The organism is Lentilactobacillus parabuchneri DSM 5707 = NBRC 107865, assembly GCF_001435315.1.
In the GTDB taxonomy this organism is placed as follows: Bacteria; Bacillota; Bacilli; order Lactobacillales; family Lactobacillaceae; genus Lentilactobacillus; species Lentilactobacillus parabuchneri.
The window spans coordinates 116327-135057 of sequence record NZ_AZGK01000005.1; the positions used below are offsets into that span (position 1 = coordinate 116327).

Genomic DNA, 18731 nt, shown 5'->3' on the forward strand with positions numbered 1-18731 from the left:
AGAGATGTTTATGGGGAAAGTGTTTGATGAAGAAATCATCAGTTTGAAAGCTGATTTTATGAAGTTGGGGGCACTCGTCGGAGAGGCGGTCACTAATGCGGGGCAAGCCTTCGTTGACCACGATATTCAAAAAGCCGAAGCGGTTGTGACCAATGATCATGAAATCAATCATCTCCAGATCCACATTGAAAAGCGGTCATTTGAAATGATTGCCCTGTACCAACCGGTGACCGGCGACTTACGGGAAGTTGTCGGCATTTTAAAAGCGGTAACTGATTTGGAACGGGCCGGGGATCACGCAAGAAATGTTGCCCGTTCAGCAATTTCAATTAAAGGCATGCAGCGAATTGCCACTGTTGAAGAAATCATTGCTACGATGGCGCTAAAAGTAAGCCAACAATACGATGATTCAATTGAATCATACGGTGACGCTGACGAAGATAAGGCCAAACGGACGGCGCAATCATTTGATAAGAAGATTGACGAACTCTATAACGCGATCGCTTCTCCAAGCTATCAGGCAATGGCTAAAGACCCGAAAATTGTCAGCTCCGCGATTATCTATCTGAATGTTGCTAAAGACTTGGGTCGAATCAGTGACTACAGCACGAATATCTGCGAGTGGACGGTTTATCTGGCAACGGGGAAAATTATTGAATTAAATTAAGAATGGTTGATATTTTGCACTGCATACTTGATTGCAGTGCCTTTTTTAGATAATCTTAAGTTAGAAGCTTTAAAGTGGAGGTCATGAGGATGAATAATCGTCAGAAATTGCATCGTTCAGTGACCAACCGGGTACTTGCTGGTGTTCTTGGTGGAATTGCCGAGTACTTTGGTTGGAATTCAACTTTAGTTCGAATTTTGTACGTCGTTTTGGCATTTACACCGGGAATTAATATCATTGCCATCATTGGCTATGTTGTCATGATATTTGTGATTCCAGGTGACCCGAGTGAACCCGGTTCATTTGTTGACCAGCTGAAAGCCACTTTGAGTAATGGGACTTCTCCCAACAAATCCAGAAAGGTTATTCATAACGTTGAAGAAAAAGACGTCCATGATGACCAGAAAAGGGGTTAATCCTTGCGATTCTTAACAACCGTTTTAGTTGATACGATTTTATTTATGGCGATCAGCGGTTTTTTCCCGGCCAATTTTTACGTTGCCAGCGTTGAAATTGCCGTTATCGCCGCATTTGTCTTAGCGGTTCTGAATTGGCTTGTCAGACCGGTGATCACGATCCTGTCGCTGCCGATCAACGTTTTGACGTTGGGGCTGTTCACACTGGTGATCAATGGGCTAATGCTCGAAATGACAGCGTCAATTGTTGGGTCCGGGTTTCGCTTTTCCTCGTTTTGGATGGCGATGCTGGTTGCAGTATTGATGTCGTTGGTCAGTGCAATTATTGCTGAATATTTTCACAAGCCATAAGGACTTGTGCGCTTCAAAGTGATAAAATTGTAGTGATAAATTGAGGAGGGATGTTCTTGACTGAAAGTGTAACGGTGGCTGACTTAGTTAAAAATGCCAGGTTGGATGTCTACTATGGAAAAGAATACTTGGAAGAACGGACAATTTCGACCGCCGATATTTCTCGGCCTGGTCTGGAGTTAACCGGATTTTTTAATTACTATCCTGCAAAACGGATCCAGCTGCTGGGAATTACTGAAATTTCATATTCTAAAGGGATGTCTCATGAAGATCTCCTCGATGTCATGCAACAAATGTGCCAACCGGAGACCCCGGCTTTTGTGGTGTCGACGCAATTGGATCCGCCTGAAGAATTGCTGCAGGCAGCTAAGGAACAACATATTCCTGTCTTGGGATCCAAATTGACGACGTCGCGGGTTTTGAGTAACATGACCAACTATCTGGACGATAAGCTTGCGGAGCGTAAGTCATTGCATGGTGTTTTGGTCGATGTTTATGGGCTCGGGATCTTAATTACCGGAGATAGCGGTATTGGTAAGAGCGAAACCGCGCTGGAGCTGGTCAAACGTGGTCACCGTTTGATTGCGGATGACCGGGTTGAAGTGTACCAACAGGACGAACAAACGTTGATGGGCACCGCCCCGGCAATTCTACGTCATTTGTTAGAAATTCGTGGGATTGGGATTATTGATGTCATGACGTTGTTTGGTGCCGGTGCAGTTAGAAGTCAAACCAAAGTCGCCTTGATCATTCATTTGGCCAACTATACAAAGGAAGCCAAGTTCGATCGGTTGGGCAACGGGACCGAGAACGTTCATATTTTTGACGTTGATGTCCCCAAAATTACCATCCCGGTGAGAACCGGTCGGAATTTAGCAATCATTATTGAAGCCGCTGCGATGAACTTCCGTGCTCAGAGCATGGGCTACGACGCAACCGAGACCTTTGATCGGAATTTAAACAATCTGATCAAAGTGAACAGCAAAAATGATGAAAAGCATAAGGAAGAACAAGAACACGTTGAGGAAAAGAACAAACACCTCATTAGTGATGATAACAAGGATTCTGATAAGAAATAGGAGATCGTTGAAGTGGGAAATTTATTAAGTCTGGCTCTAAACCCAATCGCATTTAATTTGGGGCCGATTGAAGTTCACTGGTATGGAATTATCATCGCCAGTGGCGTGATTTTAGCGGTCTACCTGGCAGTTCGAGAAGGTGACAAGCGCGGTATCAAAGCCGATGATATCTACGACATGATTTTGTGGGCATTGCCTGCAGCACTCATCTGTGCCCGCCTGTATTACGTCATTTTTCAATGGAGTTATTACAAAGATAATCTTGGTGAAATCGTCAAGATATGGGATGGCGGGATTGCCATATATGGTTCCTTGATTGGGGCAATGATCGTCGTCATTTTATTTTGCCGCCACCGGTTTATTCCGGTTTGGCTGATGCTCGATGTTGCTGCGCCAACCGTTATCCTGGCGCAGTCAATTGGCCGCTGGGGGAACTTCATGAACCAGGAGGCTTTTGGTCAAACCACAACTTTGAGTTTTCTTCAAGGGTTGCATTTACCACAGCCAATTATTTCCCAGATGTATATTAGCGGCGCCTACCGACAGCCAACGTTTTTATATGAATCGTTGTGGAGCCTGCTGGGATTTCTGGTTTTGATCACGTTGCGACACAACCCACACTTTTTCAAACGCGGGGAAGTCTTTTTGACCTACGTAATGTGGTATTCATTTGGCAGGTTCTTCGTTGAAGGCATGCGGACGGACAGCTTGATGCTGGCGGGCGTGCGCGTTTCTCAAATCTTGTCAGTGATATTGTTTGTAAGTGCGATTATTTTGATTATATATCGGCGCCGAGATACAACGAATCCGTGGTATCTGGATGGCAATGATTTAAAAGTAGATTAATAATTTACCAAATAGAGGAGATTAATTATGGCTAAAAAAGTTGCAGTGCTTGGTGCAGGTTCTTGGGGAAGCGTTCTTGCAAGCTTGTTGGATGAGAACGGCTCAGATGTTAAATTATGGTCGTACAACCCCACACAGGTTAAGGAACTCAATGAGCAACACACAAATAAACGATATATCAAAGATTTTACGTTTGCAGAATCATTAGTTGCGACAAATGATTTGAGTGAGGCAATTGATGGTGTTGATTATATTTTGTTTGTTGTGCCAACCCAGGTTACCCGATCCGTTGCCAAACAGGTTGCAAAAATTTTGGCCGATCGAAACCAAACGGTTAATCTTATCCATGCTTCGAAAGGAATTGAAGAGAAGACTTATTTACGGCTCTCTCAAGTGTTGGCTGAAGAAATTGCCCCAAGTAATCGTCACTCGATCTCGGTCCTTTCCGGGCCAAGTCAGGCTGAGGATGTCGTTACCCATGACATTACCTTGGTAACGGTGGCCAGCGACAATCCTAAGGCTGCCAAAGAAATTCAAGGGTTGTTCATGAATAACTATTTCCGGGTCTATACCAGTGATGACGTCATCGGTGTTGAAACCGGAGCAGCACTCAAAAACATTATCGCCCTTGGTGCCGGTGCTTTATATGGGTTGGGATACAAGGACAACGCCAAAGCGGCTTTGATGACTCGTGGACTGGCCGAAATTTCGCGGTTGGGAATGTCATTTGGGGCCAATCCGCTCACGTTTATCGGGCTGTCGGGTGTCGGAGATATTATTGTAACCGCCACCAGCACCAACTCCCGTAACTGGCGTGCCGGAAACGAACTTGGGAAGGGCCACTCACTTGATGAAGTTATTAAGAACATGGGAATGGTCATTGAAGGTATTGCAACCACCCGTGCAGCTTATGAGCTGTCCAAAAAGCGTGGGGTCGATATGCCGATTACCAGTGCCATTTATCATGTTTTATATGATGGTGCCGACATCAAGGAAACCATCAACCAATTGATGACCCGTGAAGGCCGTTCTGAAATTGAATAGTCCCTTAAGAGATACTACAGAGAAGGTGCAAATAGATATGACAAAGAAAGTTACTAAAGCGGTCATTCCGGCCGCTGGACTGGGAACCCGGTTCTTACCTGAAACTAAAGCACTTCCTAAAGAGATGCTGCCGATTGTGGACACCCCGACAATTCAATTTATTGTTGAGGAGGCCAAACAGTCGGGAATTCGAGATATTGTGATTGTGATTGGCAAGGGCAAACGGTCAATTGAAGATCACTTCGATTCCAATCCGGAACTTGAAATGAACCTGGAAGAGCGCCATAAGAACGATATTTTGGAAACAATTCGTAAAACCAACGATATGAACATCTACTTCATCCGACAATCACATCCACGAGGACTGGGGGATGCCATTTATACCGCCCGCAGCTTCATCAGTAATGAACCCTTTGTTGTGATGTTGGGTGATGATGTGATGCAGGATAAAGTGCCGCTGACCAAACAGTTGATGAACAGCTATCAACAAACCGGCGCTTCTACCTTAGCCGTTAAGAAAGTTGCCCATAAGGATATCTCCAAGTATGGCGTCATTGATCCATCCGAAGAAGTTCGTCCAGGCTTATTTAACGTTAAAAAGTTCGTTGAAAAGCCGACGCCTGAAAAGGCACCGAGTGATTTGGCCATTATCGGCCGTTATCTGCTAACACCGGAGATCTTTGGAATTTTGGAAGATGCCAAACCTGATAAGACTGGTGAAATTCAACTCACATCTGCAATTGATACGCTTAACCAAACCCAACGTGTCTTTGCCCACGAGTTTAAAGGTGAACGATTCGATACTGGCAATAAGCTCAGTTGGCTCAAGACCAATATTATTTTTGGCCTTCGCCATCCTGAAATTGCCGATGGTTTAAGAACCTATCTAAAAGACCTTGGCGCTGAATTGAGTGCAGAAGATAAGAAGAAGTAAGTCGTTTTAATGGACAGGCTTACTTTTTAATAGTAAATTATTGGGTATAAGAAATTTAGCAATTGAGGGAGGATCCACATGGCAAAACAATATGATGTTGTAATTATTGGTGCCGGCCCTGGTGGCATGACAGCTGCTTTATATGCGTCACGGGCTAATTTATCGGTCGCAATGATTGATCGAGGGATCTATGGCGGACAGATGAATAACACCGCTTCAATCGAAAATTATCCTGGGTTTAAATCAATTATGGGTCCTGACCTTGCTCAAAACATGTACGACAGCTCCGTTAACTTTGGTGCTGAATATGTTTATGGCACTGTCAGCTCAGTTGAAGACCACGGTGACTACAAGACGATCAAAACTGATGAAGATGAACTCCAAGCCAAGGTGGTCATCATCGCAACCGGTTCCGAATACAAGAAACTTGGCATTACCGGCGAACATGAATACGGTGGCAAGGGTGTCTCATACTGTGCCGTATGTGATGGCGCCTTCTTCAAGAATAAGGACGTTGTCGTTGTTGGCGGTGGTGATTCTGCGATTGAAGAGGCTTCATATCTGGCTGGAATCGTTAACCACGTAACGGTTATTCATCGCCGGGATCAACTTCGTGCACAGCAAGTCATTCAAGACCGGGCATTTGCCAATGATAAGATTGACTTTGTCTGGAACTCAAACGTGACCGAAGTCTTAGGTGACGATAACAAAGTGACTGGTGTTAAAGTTGTCAACAACCAGACTAATGAGGAATCAACAATTGAAACTTCCGGCGTTTTCATTTACGTTGGCTTGTTACCAATGACAACCGCATTTGAAGATTTAAAGATTACGGATGCGGATGGCTGGATCAAGACTAATGATCAGATGGAAACAGCTATTCCCGGGATTTACGCAATTGGTGATGTCCGTCAAAAAGACTTGCGGCAGATTGCAACTGCTGTTGGTGAAGGCGGCATTGCCGGCCAACAAGCGTTCAAGTACGTTGAAAAGCTCAGTGACAAGAGCAAATCAAGTGTTTCTGAACATTAATTAAATAATGAACTAAAAGGAGGCCGTGGCTAAACGATTGTTTTGTCCACGGCTTTCTTTGCGACGAAATGGATGGAGGATTTTGTAATGGGAATGCATCAGTATTTAGAAAGTTTGGCAGAGTTGGAGCTTATTAATCGTGCCCCGGGATATTTTAAGTTTGAGCAGCATTCAGTTGCCGCTCATTCGTTTAAAGTGACCGAAATTGCTCAGTTTCTAGGCGATGTCGAGGAGAACGCCGGCGAAGTCATTGATTGGCGTTCATTATACGAAAAGGCGTTGAATCACGACTATACCGAGCGGTTTATTGGCGATATCAAAACACCCGTCAAATATGCGACACCGGTTTTGAGAACCATGTTGGCCGACGTTGATGATAAATTAACCGAAAATTTTATTCAAAATGAAATTCCTGAGGCCTTTCAAGAGGCCTATCGCCGTCGCTTATCCGAGGGCAAGGATAATAGTCTGGAAGGCAAAATTTTGGCGGTCGCTGATAAAGTCGACCTTTTGTACGAGTCCTTTGGTGAAATTCAAAAAGGGAACCCTGAAGAAGTTTATCCAGAAATGTATAAGGAAAGCTTGTCAACCATGTTGGAATACCGGGACATGCACTGTGTTCAGTACGTCTTGACCAAAGTGATTCCTGACATGCTGGCGGAAAACTTTACCACTCAGGATAAGCTGCGTCGATTAACCCGAAAAGTTTTAAAAAAGGAGGATAATTCTAAGGAATAATCGTTGGCGAAAGTATGTTCGTATGGTAAAATAGCGTTGTTAGTGGGCTGAAACAAAACATGATTTTGCTGGCAGCCCTTTTCTATTGTGTCGTTCTGATATGGGTCAGGGGGAATTTGAAGTTGATTGAACGCGAAAATGATAAAAAATTTGATTTGGTATCTAAATACAAACCGACTGGTGACCAACCGCAGGCAATTCAAAAATTAGTTGCCGGGGTTAACGAAGGCAAGAAAGCACAGATCTTGAAGGGGGCAACTGGGACTGGGAAGACGTTTACGATTTCAAACGTCATTGCCCAAGTCAACAAGCCAACCCTTGTTTTGTCACATAACAAAACCCTTGCCGGCCAGTTATACGGTGAGTTCAAGGAATTCTTCCCCAACAACGCGGTTGAATACTTTGTGAGTTACTATGACTATTATCAACCTGAAGCGTACGTTCCCTCCAGTGACACCTATATCGAAAAAGATTCGGCTATTAATGATGAAATTGACCAGTTGCGCCATTCGGCAACCAGTTCTTTGCTGGCGCGAAATGACGTGATCGTGGTGGCGTCAGTGTCATCTATCTTTGGGTTGGGTGATCCAACCGAGTACCGAAATCACGTGGTTTCTCTTCGCGTTGGCCAAACGATTGAACGGGACCACTTTTTGCGTCAACTCGTCGATATCCAATACGATCGAAACGACATTGATTTTCAGCGGGGCCGTTTTCGAGTTCATGGGGACGTTGTTGAGGTCTTCCCGGCATCATGGGATGAGCATGCCTTTCGAATTGAATTTTTTGGCGATGAAATCGATCGGATCCGGGAAATTGATACCTTAACTGGCGAGGTCATTGGAGACCGCGATCACATTGCGATCTTCCCGGCAACTCATTTCCTAACCAGTGACGACGTGATGAACGTTGCGTTACCGGAGATTAAGGATGAAATGGAAAAACAAGTTGCCAAATTTGAAAAAGAAGGCAAGTTGTTAGAGGCACAACGGTTAAAGCAGCGGACGACTTACGATATCGAAATGATGCGGGAGATGGGATATACCAGTGGGATTGAAAACTATTCCCGGTTCATGGACCGCAGAAAGCCGGGACAGCCGCCGTTTACCCTGTTAGATTTCTTCCCGGATGACTTCTTAATGGTTGTCGATGAGTCTCATCAGACCATGCCACAAATTCGGGGGATGTACAATGGCGACCAGGCCCGGAAACAACAATTAGTCAACTATGGCTTCCGTCTTCCAAGTGCATTGGACAACCGACCGTTGACGTTAAGCGAGTTCGAGCAGCACGTTCATCAGATTATTTATATGTCGGCCACGCCTGGCCCTTATGAGATGGACCAGACCAAAGACGTTGTCAACCAGGTCATTCGACCAACTGGATTGCTGGATCCGACCATTGACGTTCGCCCAATCATGGGTCAAATGGATGATTTGGTGGGTGAAATCAATAAGCGCGTCGAAAAACACGAGCGGGTTTTCGTAACCACTTTAACTAAAAAAATGGCTGAAGATCTGACTGATTATTTGAAGGATTTGGGCATCAAGGTCAAGTACCTTCATTCTGACATTAAAACATTGGAGCGAACCCAAATTATCCGAGATCTGCGTTTAGGAAAATTTGACGTTTTAGTTGGGATCAACCTTCTTCGTGAGGGGATCGATGTGCCGGAAGTTTCACTCGTCGCCATTTTGGATGCCGATAAGGAAGGGTTCCTTCGTAATGAGCGGTCACTGATTCAAACGATCGGTCGGGCATCACGAAACGAACACGGTGCCGTCATTATGTATGCGGATACGGTCACGGATTCCATGCAGGCAGCGATTGACGAAACAGCTCGTCGCCGGGCGATTCAGGTGAAGTATAATGAAGAACACGGAATCACACCGAAGACGATCGTCAAGCCAATTCGCTCACTGATTTCAGTCACGAAGACTTCCGATGACAGTGGCGAAAAAGACGACTTTGTTGAAAGCGATTTTGAGCAAATGAGTCAAAAAGATCAAAAGCAGATGCTTGAACGGTTAACCGAAGAAATGCGGGAGGCTGCCAAGAAACTCGATTTTGAGCAGGCTGCGACATTGCGTGATACAATTATTGAGTTAAAAGGTGAAATGAGTAAATGATCTAAAGGAGATTATGCATATTGGCAATGGATAAGATCGTCATTCGTGGCGCACGGGCCCACAATTTACAAAACATTAACGTGACAATTCCAAAGGACAAATTGGTTGTCATGACTGGACTTTCCGGTTCCGGTAAGAGTTCACTGGCATTTGACACCTTATACGCGGAAGGTCAACGACGTTACGTTGAGAGTCTCTCGTCGTACGCCCGCCAATTTTTAGGCCAGATGGATAAGCCGGATGTCGATTCTATTGATGGGTTAAGCCCGGCGATTTCAATTGACCAGAAAACCACTTCCAAGAATCCGCGTTCAACGGTTGGGACGGTTACCGAAATTAACGATTATTTCCGTTTGTTATGGGCAAGAGTCGGGGTACCGATCTGTCCAAATGACGGCTCGGTTATTTCCAGTCAGTCGGTCGATCAAATGATTGATCAGATCATGAAGCTGCCTGAACGGACCAAGCTTCAGATTTTGTCCCCCATTGTTCGTGGCAAAAAGGGACAACATAAAAAGATATTTGAGAAAGTTAAGCGTGAGGGGTTCGTTCGAGTCCAAGTGGATGGTGAAACTTATGATATTGATGAGGCGCCGGAACTTGATAAGAATAAAGCCCATGATATTAATATCATCATTGATCGAATTATCGTAAAGGATGGGATTAATAACCGTCTCTCAGACTCATTGGAAGCCTCATTAAGATTAAGTGGTGGTTATGCGATCGCAGACTTCATGGGTGAACGGGATCCAATGATGTTTTCTGAACACTATGCTTGTCCGATTTGTGGGTTTACCGTTGGCGAATTGGAACCACGGTTATTTTCATTCAACTCACCGCTTGGCGCTTGTCCAGACTGTGACGGACTCGGCATGAAGCTGGAAGTTGATGAGGATCTGGTCGTTCCCGATCGCAAGAAGACGTTGGCTGAAGGGGCCCTTGCGCCTTGGAATTCCGCCAGCTCCAAGTGGTATCCCAATATGCTCAAGCAGGTTTGTGATGCTGAAGGAATTGACATGCAGACGCCATTTGACAAACTTCCCAAGTCGCAGCAGAAATTTGTCCTCTACGGTTCCAAGACCAAGTCATTTCACTTCGTCCTCCAAAGCGATTTTGGCGGCATTCGGGATGTTGATGGGCCGTTTGAAGGCGTTGTGAACAACGTCGACCGTAGATACCACAACACCAGCAGTGACTTTACCCGGGATAACCTGAGTCAGTACATGACCGAATTAACCTGTCAAACCTGCCACGGTTACCGCTTAAATCGAAAGGCGTTGGCAGTCAAAGTGGGCAATCAAAACATTGCTCAAATTTCAGCACTGGACGTAACGGCGGAGATTAATTTCTTCAGTTCACAAACCTTTGGCGAACAAGACGAAATGATTGCCAAACCAATTTTGAAAGAGATTACTGATCGACTTACTTTCTTACGAAACGTTGGGTTGGATTATTTGACGTTGTCCCGTTCTGCCAGAACCTTATCTGGTGGTGAAGCACAGCGAATCCGGTTGGCAACTCAGATTGGTTCTAATTTAACTGGGGTTCTATACATTTTAGATGAACCGTCAATTGGGCTGCATCAACGGGATAATGACCGGTTGATCGCCTCATTAAAAAAGATGCGCGATTTGGGCAACACATTAATTGTGGTTGAGCATGATGAAGATACCATGCGAGCCGCCGATTATATCGTTGATATTGGGCCGGGTGCCGGACGACAAGGCGGACAGGTGATGGCTGTCGGGGCGCCAGAAGATATTGAAAAGGCCCCCAAGTCAATCACCGGTCAGTACCTTTCCGGTAAGCGATTTATTCCGGTTCCTGCCAAACGCCGTAAGGGTAATGGCAAGAAGATTCGGGTGACCGGCGCAGAAGAAAATAACCTCAAGAATTTGACCGTTGATTTTCCGCTTGGAAAGATGGTTGTTGTTACCGGTGTCTCTGGTTCGGGAAAGTCAACGTTGGTTAATGATATTTTGAAAAAGGCCTTGGCACAGAAATTAAACCATAATTCTGAAAAGCCTGGGAAGTACAAGTCAATTTCAGGATACAAAAATATTGAAAAGATTATCGATATCGACCAGAGTCCAATCGGTCGGACACCGCGCTCCAACCCGGCAACTTATACGGGTGTTTTTGATGATATCCGCGGGTTGTTTGCGAACACCAATGATGCCAAATTACGTGGATTCAAAAAGGGTCGGTTCAGTTTCAACGTCAAGGGCGGTCGTTGTGAGACCTGTCATGGCGATGGGATTTTAAAGATCGAAATGAACTTTTTACCTGATGTTTACGTGCCCTGTGAAGTTTGTCATGGCAAGCGCTATAATGCTGAAACGTTGGAAGTTGAATACAAGGGTAAAAACATTTCCGAAGTGTTGGATATGACCGTTGACGAAGCCGTTGACTTCTTTAGCGCAATTCCAAAAATTAGTCGTAAGCTGCAAACTATCAAGGACGTTGGTTTGGGCTACGTTTCGCTTGGCCAACCCGCTACGACTTTGTCAGGTGGGGAAGCCCAACGAATGAAGTTGGCTTCTGAACTTCATAAAAAGGCCAATGGTAAGAACTTTTATATCCTTGACGAACCGACGACTGGATTGCACAGCGAAGATATTAGAAAATTGCTCGGCGTTTTGCAGAAGTTGGTTGACCAGGGCAATACGGTCTTAATCATCGAACATAACCTCGACGTCGTCAAAAGTGCCGACTATTTAATCGACCTTGGGCCAGAGGGTGGCGACGGTGGCGGCACAATTGTGGCCACCGGGACGCCGGAACAAATTGCTCAAGTTTCCAACAGCTACACGGGGCAGTATCTCAAGCCCGTTTTGCAACGAGACAAAGAGCTGACTCAGGCTGCTGAAAAGCAAACAGTTAAAGCAACTAAATCATAAACTTGATGCGAATGGGTCAAGAACTGTTTTGATCCCAAAATTTAAGCCCCGCAAGCGATTGTTCCTGTTTTTGGAATGATTGAATGCGGGGCTTAAATTCTGGGACCAGCCAGTTGTCTTACCCCGTCCTGTTATGGTGCTTTCGGCAGCCACCTTGTGTTCTATGCCACCGGCTGGTCACGATTTAGTGCCGCGATACGGTTTTGCTTTAAAATGATACGCCCGGTATGTTATACTGTTTAAAGTTCGTTATACGAAAGGAAATCATTATGGCCGTGAACAACCAATTTGTCATTATTACCGGGATGAGTGGCGCTGGCAAGACCGTTGCAATGCAAAGCTTTGAGGATCTGGGCTATTTTTGTGTTGACAACATGCCACCAACGTTGTTACCCAAATTTAAAGAATTGATCAGGATGGAACGCGATATCAATAAGATTGCTTTAGTGATGGATCTGCGTTCCCAAGTCTTTTACGATGAAATTATCGACATGTTTAGTGATCTGAGAAAGAGTGATAACAATAATGTCGATATTATTTTTCTTGATTCGTCTGATCAAAAATTAGTTTCCAGGTATAAGGAAACCCGTCGTGCCCATCCACTCGCCAGAAATGGCCGTGTGATTGACGGGATAAAAAAAGAACGTGAATTGTTAGCAAACGTCAAGCAGTCAGCTGACCTTGTCGTTGATACGACCAATATGGCCCCCAGACGGCTTCGTGAGGAAGTTTTCCATAACTTCGAGTCTACTGATGCCACTCACACGTTTCATATCGAAGTGATGTCTTTTGGCTTCAAATACGGCCTGCCACTGGATGCCGACATTGTCATGGATGTCCGCTTTCTGCCGAATCCGTATTATGACGCCAAAATGCGCTATAAGACCGGCCTTGACAATGAGGTCCGACAATATGTGATGACTTCAGAAGGCGCCCAGGAATTTTATTCGAAATTACTGGATATGTTGAACTACACGATGCCGGGTTATGAAAATGAAGGCAAAGCGAGTCTGACAATTGCCATTGGCTGTACGGGCGGGCAACATCGCTCCGTGGCGATCGCGCAACAACTGGGCAAAGATTTAAAAGCCAATTATCCGGTCAATATTACTCACAGAGATATTGATCGGCACAAGATAAAGGAGGGTAACTGATGATTGATGCATTGCACACCCATCGGCCGCGGATCGTTGTGATCGGCGGAGGGACTGGTTTACCCGTTATCCTCAAGAATTTACGTAATCGTCATGTTGACATTACAGCGGTCGTAACGGTTGCCGATGATGGCGGTTCGTCCGGTATTTTGAGAAACTACATTAACGTCGTGCCACCTGGAGATATTCGTAACGTCATGGTGGCGTTATCGGACATGCCAGACCTGTACCTTGATTTATTTCAGTATCGCTTTAAGAGCTCGGACCAATTTTTTGCCGGCCACGCGTTGGGGAATTTGATCATTGCAGCGTTATCAGAAATGAAGGGCGGCATTTTTGACTCCGTGCAAATTCTGAGTAAAATGCTGCAAGTTGACGGCCATATTTATCCCGCTGCCAACGAGCCCCTCGAATTGAATGCCGAATTTAGTGATGGTACCTTTTTGAGCGGCGAGTCGGAAATTACGGCTGCCGGTAAGATGATTAAACGTGTCTGGGTGGAAACGACTGATGATTCCCACAAACCAGAAGCGGTTGAACAGGTGATTGACGCTATCATGAACGCTGATCAGATCGTCCTGGGCCCCGGAAGCTTGTTTACCAGTATTTTGCCCAACTTAATGATTGAAAACGTTGGCGAAGCTCTTCGACAGACGAGTGCCGACATTGTTTATATTTGCAATATCATGACCCAAAAGGGCGAAACCGAAAACTTTACCGAAGCTGACCATGTGCGGGTTTTGAACCGACATTTGGGGATGAATTTTATCAACACCGTTTTGGTAAATATCAAAGAAGTGCCTGCTGAATATATTGATCACAAGAAATGGAACGAAGTCTCACAACCCGTTAAACACGATTTTGCCGGTTTGCGGGCAATGGGCTGTCGCGTTATCTCCGCCGATTTTCTCGAATTAAAAGACCGCGGGGCGTTTCATAATGGGCAGGAAGTTGCCGACGAATTAATCAATTTATTAGGCCGGTCCCTAGACGACCACAAGTAACCTTGGACTGCTAGAAAAGGAGGGGATCACATGTCCTACGCAAGTGAGGTCAAGAAGGAATTAACTTCCTTGACCGTCCATCGAGACAATGCCAAGGCGGAACTGATGGCCTTGATTCGCATCAATGGCTCCCTCTCGATTTCAAATCATCATTTTGTGTTAAATGTTTCCTCAGAAAATCCTGCGATAGCACGACGAATGTATAAGTTACTTTCAAAATTCTACGGCATCACAGGTGAGTTGAGTGTTCGGCGCAAGATGAAGTTAAAGAAAAATAATCTCTATATTCTACGGGTCGAGAATAAAGCGACTTTCTTACTTGATGATTTGGGGATTTTTGACGGTGCTTCAATCGTTGAAAGGGTGCCAAACCACATGTTAACAGAAGATGCGCAAATCCGCTCTTACCTCCGCGGTGCATTTTTAGCCAGCGGATCCGTTAACAATCCTGAAACTTCCAGATACCATTTGGAAATTTATTCTTTGTATGAAAACCACAATGAAATGATCATGGAAATGATGAATCAATATGGTTTAAAAGCACGGACAACGCAACGTCGGAGTGGGTATATCACTTATTTGAAGGAAGCTGAAAAGATTGCCGACTTTCTTCAGTTAATTGGGGCCACCAGTTCAATGCTGAAGTTTGAAGATATTCGAATCGTTCGTGACATGCGTAATTCAGTCAACCGGTTGGTGAACTGCGAAAATGCCAATTTGAATAAGGTGGCTAACGCTGCCAGCAAGCAAATTGAAAACATCAAGTTGATTGATGAAATGGTGGGCTTAAACAGTTTGGCACCAAAACTGGCTCAAGTTGCCCGGGCCAGGCTTCAGCATCCTGAAGTCAGCTTAAAGGAATTGGGCGATTTGGTCGAAGGTGGGCCAATTTCCAAATCCGGCGTTAATCATCGGCTGCGAAAGATTAATGAATATGCCGGCAAACTGGCACAGGGATTTGAACCAGAGATGTAAAAAAGGGAGTGTGCCAAAAGGCGGTTTTGCTTCCGCCAAGGAGGCTTGGCATTTCATGGCCGGCGTAGCATAACCTAGAATGACTTTTTGAGCTGAAAGCTCGGAAAGTTATTCGTAGTTATGCCTAGGAAGCGGCCTTTTGGCACACGTTCCAGCTATATAAAAATTGAAAAAGCAAGGGGCTGTTGGCAAAACGTTAGTTTTGTCGCAGCCCCTTTTGATTATACTTTTTAAATTTTTATCCTTCACTCACCCGCAACACACATGCGCCGCGAATGTCTCCTTTAGCAATATACTTTAAGGCATCTGCTGCCTTTTCAAGGGGATACTCAGTGATTTCCGGATGAATGTTTAACCGGTCAGCCAAAGTTAAGAATTCCTCGCCATCCCGGCGGGTGTTGCTTTCAACGCTGGTTAAATTCTTTTCATGGAAAATGTGAGTCGGATACGACATCTGTGGGATATCTGTTGAGTGAATGCCGGCCATTGCCAACGTGCCGCCGGGCTTCAAAGCTTCCATCGCCTTTGGAACGACGTCACCAACGGGGGTGTAATTAATGGCCGAATCCAGCTTAACTGGTGGCATATCATAGGTTCCTCTAGCAGATGCAGCCCCCAGCTGAAGGGCAAATTTACGTGCGTCTTCGCCTCGCGTGAGGACGTGCACTTCAATTCCCTGTTTCATCGCGATTTGAGCCGTTAAGTGGGCAGAGCCGCCAAATCCGTAAAGGCCTAATGTACCGCCTGCTGGAACGTTTGCCCGCTCATAGGCTCGGTAACCAATGATTCCAGCGCACAGAAGCGGGGCTGCAGTCAGTGAATCGAACCGTGCGGGAATCCGATAGGCGAACCCTTCCGGAACCGTGGCGTATTCGGCATAGCCGCCATCATGATCCCAGCCGGTGTATAGCGAGTTTGGACAGAGGTTTTCTCTTCCGGATCGGCAATACTCGCAAACCCCACATGTCCACCGCAGCCAAGGAATGCCAATCCGGTCACCTAGAGCAAAACGCCGGGTTTCAGGCCCCGTGGCCACCACCTTGCCGACAATTTCGTGACCAGGTGTCAAATTTTGTTTGTGAACTGGCAGGTCGCCTTCAGTTACATGGAGGTCGGTATGGCAAACACCACAAGCAATCACTTTGACCAATACTTCACCTCGTTGTGGTTTTGGTACAGGTTTGGTCGTGAATCTAAGTGGGGAAGTGTCGCCATCAATTGGCCCTGGTTTGACAATTTCCCAAGCTTTCATTTCTGTCGGAATTGATTCAGAAGTTGTTGGTTCTTCTTTAGTTTGATTTGCATTCATCTTAATGGCCTCTATTCGTAAATCCTTTTGTTAACTTCTTAACGAACTACACCTTTATTTTAGTCGGTCAAATTGCTTTAATCAAACATCTGCTAACGAAAAAGGGGAGTGAGGCCAAGGACACTTTGGGACCAGTAGATTGGCTTGCGCTTTAATAAGTAACTATCAAATCACAAAAAAACGAGGTCCTGACACTTTTGTCAGAATCTCGTTTTTGTTTGGAAACATTAATTTCCATTATTCAACTGAATTATTGTTTTTCTGAACTACTGGTCATGATACCATCCAATAATCCATAATCAACGGCTTCTTGAGCGGTCAAGTAGTTGTCACGCTCAGTATCCTTATTGATTTTTTCGATTGGTTGGCCAGAATTCTCAGCTAAGAGGTTGTTGATCATCTTACGTGCTTTGAGAATTTCTTCAGCAGCAATTTCAATTTCAGTTTGTTGGCCTTGTGCACCACCAGATGGTTGGTGAATCAAGACTTGGGCGTGTGGCAATGCGAAACGCTTGCCCTTGGCACCGGATGAGGCAAGGACGGAAGCCATTGAGGCCGCCATACCCATTACGATGGTCTGAACGTCAGATTTGATGAAGTTCATGGTATCGTAAATTGCCATTCCTGAAGTGATAACACCACCAGGTGAGTTAATGTAAAGGTAAATATCTTTTTCTGAGTCTTGAGCATCCAAGAATAGTAATTGGGCAATAATCGCATTTGCCATGTCGTCTTCGATTGGGCCAGATAACATGATAATACGGTCTTTTAGCAAACGTGAATAAATATCATACGCACGTTCGCCGCCTGCGGATTGTTCAATGACGGTTGGCACTAAATTCATTCAAGATGCCTCCTTATAGGTTTTATGAAAGATGACTTACGCCAAGTTCATGTTAATATGATAGTTTATTGGTCAAAAAAGGTCAAATGTTTTGCTCACACTTATTTCATCTTTCCATGTGTTTGATGGGGCGGCTGGTGCCCAGATTAAAAATGCTTATTATAAGAAAGCGGATTCATTCATGATACAATAAGGTTAATAAGCTAATCAGAACCAGGAGGATAGCAATGAGAACACATCATATTTCATTATTAGCAAGAGATGCTCAGCGAAATATTGACTTTTACACGCGGGTATTAGGGATGCGATTGGTCAAAAACTCTGTGAACCAGGAAAATATTCGAATTCGTCATTTATTTTACGGCGATTATCTTGGAACGCCGGGTTCAGTGGTGACGTTTTTTGTCGTCCCGCTATTAGGCCATCGAACGGATGGAAAACATTTTTTCAACAATATTAAATTATCGGTTCCGAATGGCAGCTTGGCATTTTGGAAACAACGATTGGCAGAACATTCCGTTTCGACCACCGATATTGAAAATGGGATTACGTTTCAAGATCCTGATGATGTTGAAATTAAATTCTTACAGACAAGTGAACGTTTAACGGATATGCGGGTTGTCCCAGATAATGGGATTCCAGCCGACTATCAGATTACGCATTTAATGGGAACTGAGTTGCACGTTCCGGATCCCGAAGCGACAGCTGCCTTCTTCCAGAATTGGCTCGGGATTTCGGTTAAGGATGATGTCGTTGAATTAGACGACCAACAATCAATTGAGTTATTTGAAAGTGATCAACCAGATGTTAAAACCCGATTTGGTCGTGGCAGCATTGATCACATCGCCCTTCAAGCACCGACTAAAGACGATTTGTTCAGATTCTGGGACATTGCCAAGGAACAGCACTTAAATATTGAAGAGTACGCTGATCGTGGTTGGTTCAAGAGCTTATACGTCAGAGATCCGGGCGATAATCGAATTGAAATTGCGACGACCACACCGGGATTCAGCTTGGAAGAGCCGATTTTAACGATGGGGCAGGGATTATCGTTGCCACCAAAATTTGAATCGCAACGAGCTGAAATTATGGCCTTTTACGCCAAACAGGGTGTTGACTTCTCGGAAGGGGTTCGTGAGCCAACGTCTGTGCCGGATTAATGGGGTCGTTTATTAGAACAGCACCAACAATTGAAAACGGAGATTCAGGGATTAATCTTGGATCTTCTTTTTGTTGTTCTTTGAAACAAACATGACCAGTGAAAGGGCCAGGCTGTCAAAAAGACACGAGATTGACGCTCAATATTTTT

At 45.0% G+C, this 18731-nt stretch carries 17 protein-coding genes; 15 read left to right on the forward strand and 2 right to left on the reverse strand.

Annotation, left to right across the window (positions count from 1 at the left end):
* Positions 1-10: 10 nt before the first annotated feature.
* The 14 genes from phoU (at position 11) to whiA (ending at position 15269) form a co-directional block, all read left to right on the forward strand.
* Positions 11-667 carry a phosphate signaling complex protein PhoU gene (gene phoU, locus FC51_RS06720; protein WP_057910249.1) on the forward strand — a complete coding sequence of 219 codons (657 nt, stop codon included), beginning with the start codon at positions 11-13 and terminating at the stop codon, positions 665-667.
* An 89-nt stretch (positions 668-756) separates the two neighbouring features.
* Positions 757-1083 carry a PspC domain-containing protein gene (locus FC51_RS06725; protein WP_057910248.1) on the forward strand — a complete coding sequence of 109 codons (327 nt, stop codon included), beginning with the start codon at positions 757-759 and terminating at the stop codon, positions 1081-1083.
* A gap of 3 nt (positions 1084-1086) precedes the next feature.
* The gene (locus FC51_RS06730) at positions 1087-1434 is read left to right on the forward strand and encodes a phage holin family protein (RefSeq protein WP_075141268.1); all 348 of its coding nucleotides are present in this window, start codon (positions 1087-1089) and stop codon (positions 1432-1434) included.
* A 56-nt stretch (positions 1435-1490) separates the two neighbouring features.
* Positions 1491-2513 carry an HPr(Ser) kinase/phosphatase gene (gene hprK, locus FC51_RS06735; RefSeq protein WP_171031893.1) on the forward strand — a complete coding sequence of 341 codons (1023 nt, stop codon included), beginning with the start codon at positions 1491-1493 and terminating at the stop codon, positions 2511-2513.
* Positions 2514-2525: 12 nt separating this feature from the next.
* Complete coding sequence (lgt, locus tag FC51_RS06740) at positions 2526-3359, forward strand: prolipoprotein diacylglyceryl transferase (RefSeq protein ID WP_057910246.1); 834 nt, start codon at positions 2526-2528, stop codon at positions 3357-3359.
* A 27-nt stretch (positions 3360-3386) separates the two neighbouring features.
* The gene (locus tag FC51_RS06745) at positions 3387-4403 is read left to right on the forward strand and encodes an NAD(P)H-dependent glycerol-3-phosphate dehydrogenase (RefSeq protein WP_057910245.1); all 1017 of its coding nucleotides are present in this window, start codon (positions 3387-3389) and stop codon (positions 4401-4403) included.
* 37 nt (positions 4404-4440) lie between these two features.
* On the forward strand, positions 4441-5337 hold the full coding sequence (gene galU, locus FC51_RS06750) for a UTP--glucose-1-phosphate uridylyltransferase GalU (protein WP_057910244.1): 897 nt from the start codon (positions 4441-4443) through the stop codon (positions 5335-5337).
* 78 nt (positions 5338-5415) lie between these two features.
* Complete coding sequence (gene trxB, locus FC51_RS06755) at positions 5416-6369, forward strand: thioredoxin-disulfide reductase (RefSeq protein ID WP_057910243.1); 954 nt, start codon at positions 5416-5418, stop codon at positions 6367-6369.
* 87 nt (positions 6370-6456) lie between these two features.
* On the forward strand, positions 6457-7107 hold the full coding sequence (locus FC51_RS06760; protein WP_057910242.1) for a YfbR-like 5'-deoxynucleotidase: 651 nt from the start codon (positions 6457-6459) through the stop codon (positions 7105-7107).
* A 122-nt stretch (positions 7108-7229) separates the two neighbouring features.
* Positions 7230-9236, forward strand: coding sequence for an excinuclease ABC subunit UvrB (uvrB, locus tag FC51_RS06765; protein ID WP_057910241.1), 2007 nt, complete (start codon positions 7230-7232; stop codon positions 9234-9236).
* 20 nt (positions 9237-9256) lie between these two features.
* Entirely contained in the window at positions 9257-12136 is a 2880-nt protein-coding gene (gene uvrA / locus FC51_RS06770) for an excinuclease ABC subunit UvrA (protein ID WP_057910240.1), read from the forward strand.
* Positions 12137-12405: 269 nt separating this feature from the next.
* Complete coding sequence (rapZ, locus tag FC51_RS06775) at positions 12406-13290, forward strand: RNase adapter RapZ (RefSeq protein ID WP_057910239.1); 885 nt, start codon at positions 12406-12408, stop codon at positions 13288-13290.
* On the forward strand, positions 13290-14294 hold the full coding sequence (locus FC51_RS06780; RefSeq protein WP_057910238.1) for a gluconeogenesis factor YvcK family protein: 1005 nt from the start codon (positions 13290-13292) through the stop codon (positions 14292-14294). Before rapZ ends, FC51_RS06780 begins: the two co-directional genes overlap by 1 nt.
* 30 nt (positions 14295-14324) lie before the next feature.
* Positions 14325-15269 carry a DNA-binding protein WhiA gene (gene whiA / locus FC51_RS06785; protein ID WP_057910237.1) on the forward strand — a complete coding sequence of 315 codons (945 nt, stop codon included), beginning with the start codon at positions 14325-14327 and terminating at the stop codon, positions 15267-15269.
* A 238-nt stretch (positions 15270-15507) separates the two neighbouring features.
* Here the strand turns inward: whiA and FC51_RS06790 are convergent, their stop codons facing one another.
* Positions 15508-16578 (reverse strand): zinc-dependent alcohol dehydrogenase family protein, encoded by a 1071-nt coding sequence (locus tag FC51_RS06790; protein WP_057910236.1) that lies wholly within the window; start codon positions 16576-16578, stop codon positions 15508-15510.
* 250 nt (positions 16579-16828) lie between these two features.
* Complete coding sequence (locus FC51_RS06795) at positions 16829-17422, reverse strand: ATP-dependent Clp protease proteolytic subunit (protein ID WP_057910235.1); 594 nt, start codon at positions 17420-17422, stop codon at positions 16829-16831.
* Positions 17423-17649: 227 nt separating this feature from the next.
* On the opposite strand from FC51_RS06795, the gene FC51_RS06800 reads away from it, so the two are divergent.
* A complete protein-coding gene (locus FC51_RS06800) occupies positions 17650-18582 on the forward strand; it encodes a VOC family protein (protein ID WP_057910234.1) in 933 nt (310 codons plus the stop codon).
* The last annotated feature ends 149 nt before the right edge of the window (positions 18583-18731 follow it).

Coding starts and splice junctions, on each gene's coding strand:
- FC51_RS06780 (WP_057910238.1), top strand. CDS start 13,290: ATGATTGATGCATTGCACACCCATCGGCCGCGGATCGTTGTGATCGGC.
- FC51_RS06745 (WP_057910245.1), top strand. CDS start 3,387: ATGGCTAAAAAAGTTGCAGTGCTTGGTGCAGGTTCTTGGGGAAGCGTT.
- FC51_RS06795 (WP_057910235.1), bottom strand. CDS start 17,422: ATGAATTTAGTGCCAACCGTCATTGAACAATCCGCAGGCGGCGAACGT.
- trxB (WP_057910243.1), top strand. CDS start 5,416: ATGGCAAAACAATATGATGTTGTAATTATTGGTGCCGGCCCTGGTGGC.
- FC51_RS06760 (WP_057910242.1), top strand. CDS start 6,457: ATGGGAATGCATCAGTATTTAGAAAGTTTGGCAGAGTTGGAGCTTATT.
- galU (WP_057910244.1), top strand. CDS start 4,441: ATGACAAAGAAAGTTACTAAAGCGGTCATTCCGGCCGCTGGACTGGGA.
- FC51_RS06725 (WP_057910248.1), top strand. CDS start 757: ATGAATAATCGTCAGAAATTGCATCGTTCAGTGACCAACCGGGTACTT.
- FC51_RS06790 (WP_057910236.1), bottom strand. CDS start 16,578: ATGAATGCAAATCAAACTAAAGAAGAACCAACAACTTCTGAATCAATT.
- whiA (WP_057910237.1), top strand. CDS start 14,325: ATGTCCTACGCAAGTGAGGTCAAGAAGGAATTAACTTCCTTGACCGTC.
- phoU (WP_057910249.1), top strand. CDS start 11: ATGGGGAAAGTGTTTGATGAAGAAATCATCAGTTTGAAAGCTGATTTT.
- FC51_RS06800 (WP_057910234.1), top strand. CDS start 17,650: ATGAGAACACATCATATTTCATTATTAGCAAGAGATGCTCAGCGAAAT.
- rapZ (WP_057910239.1), top strand. CDS start 12,406: ATGGCCGTGAACAACCAATTTGTCATTATTACCGGGATGAGTGGCGCT.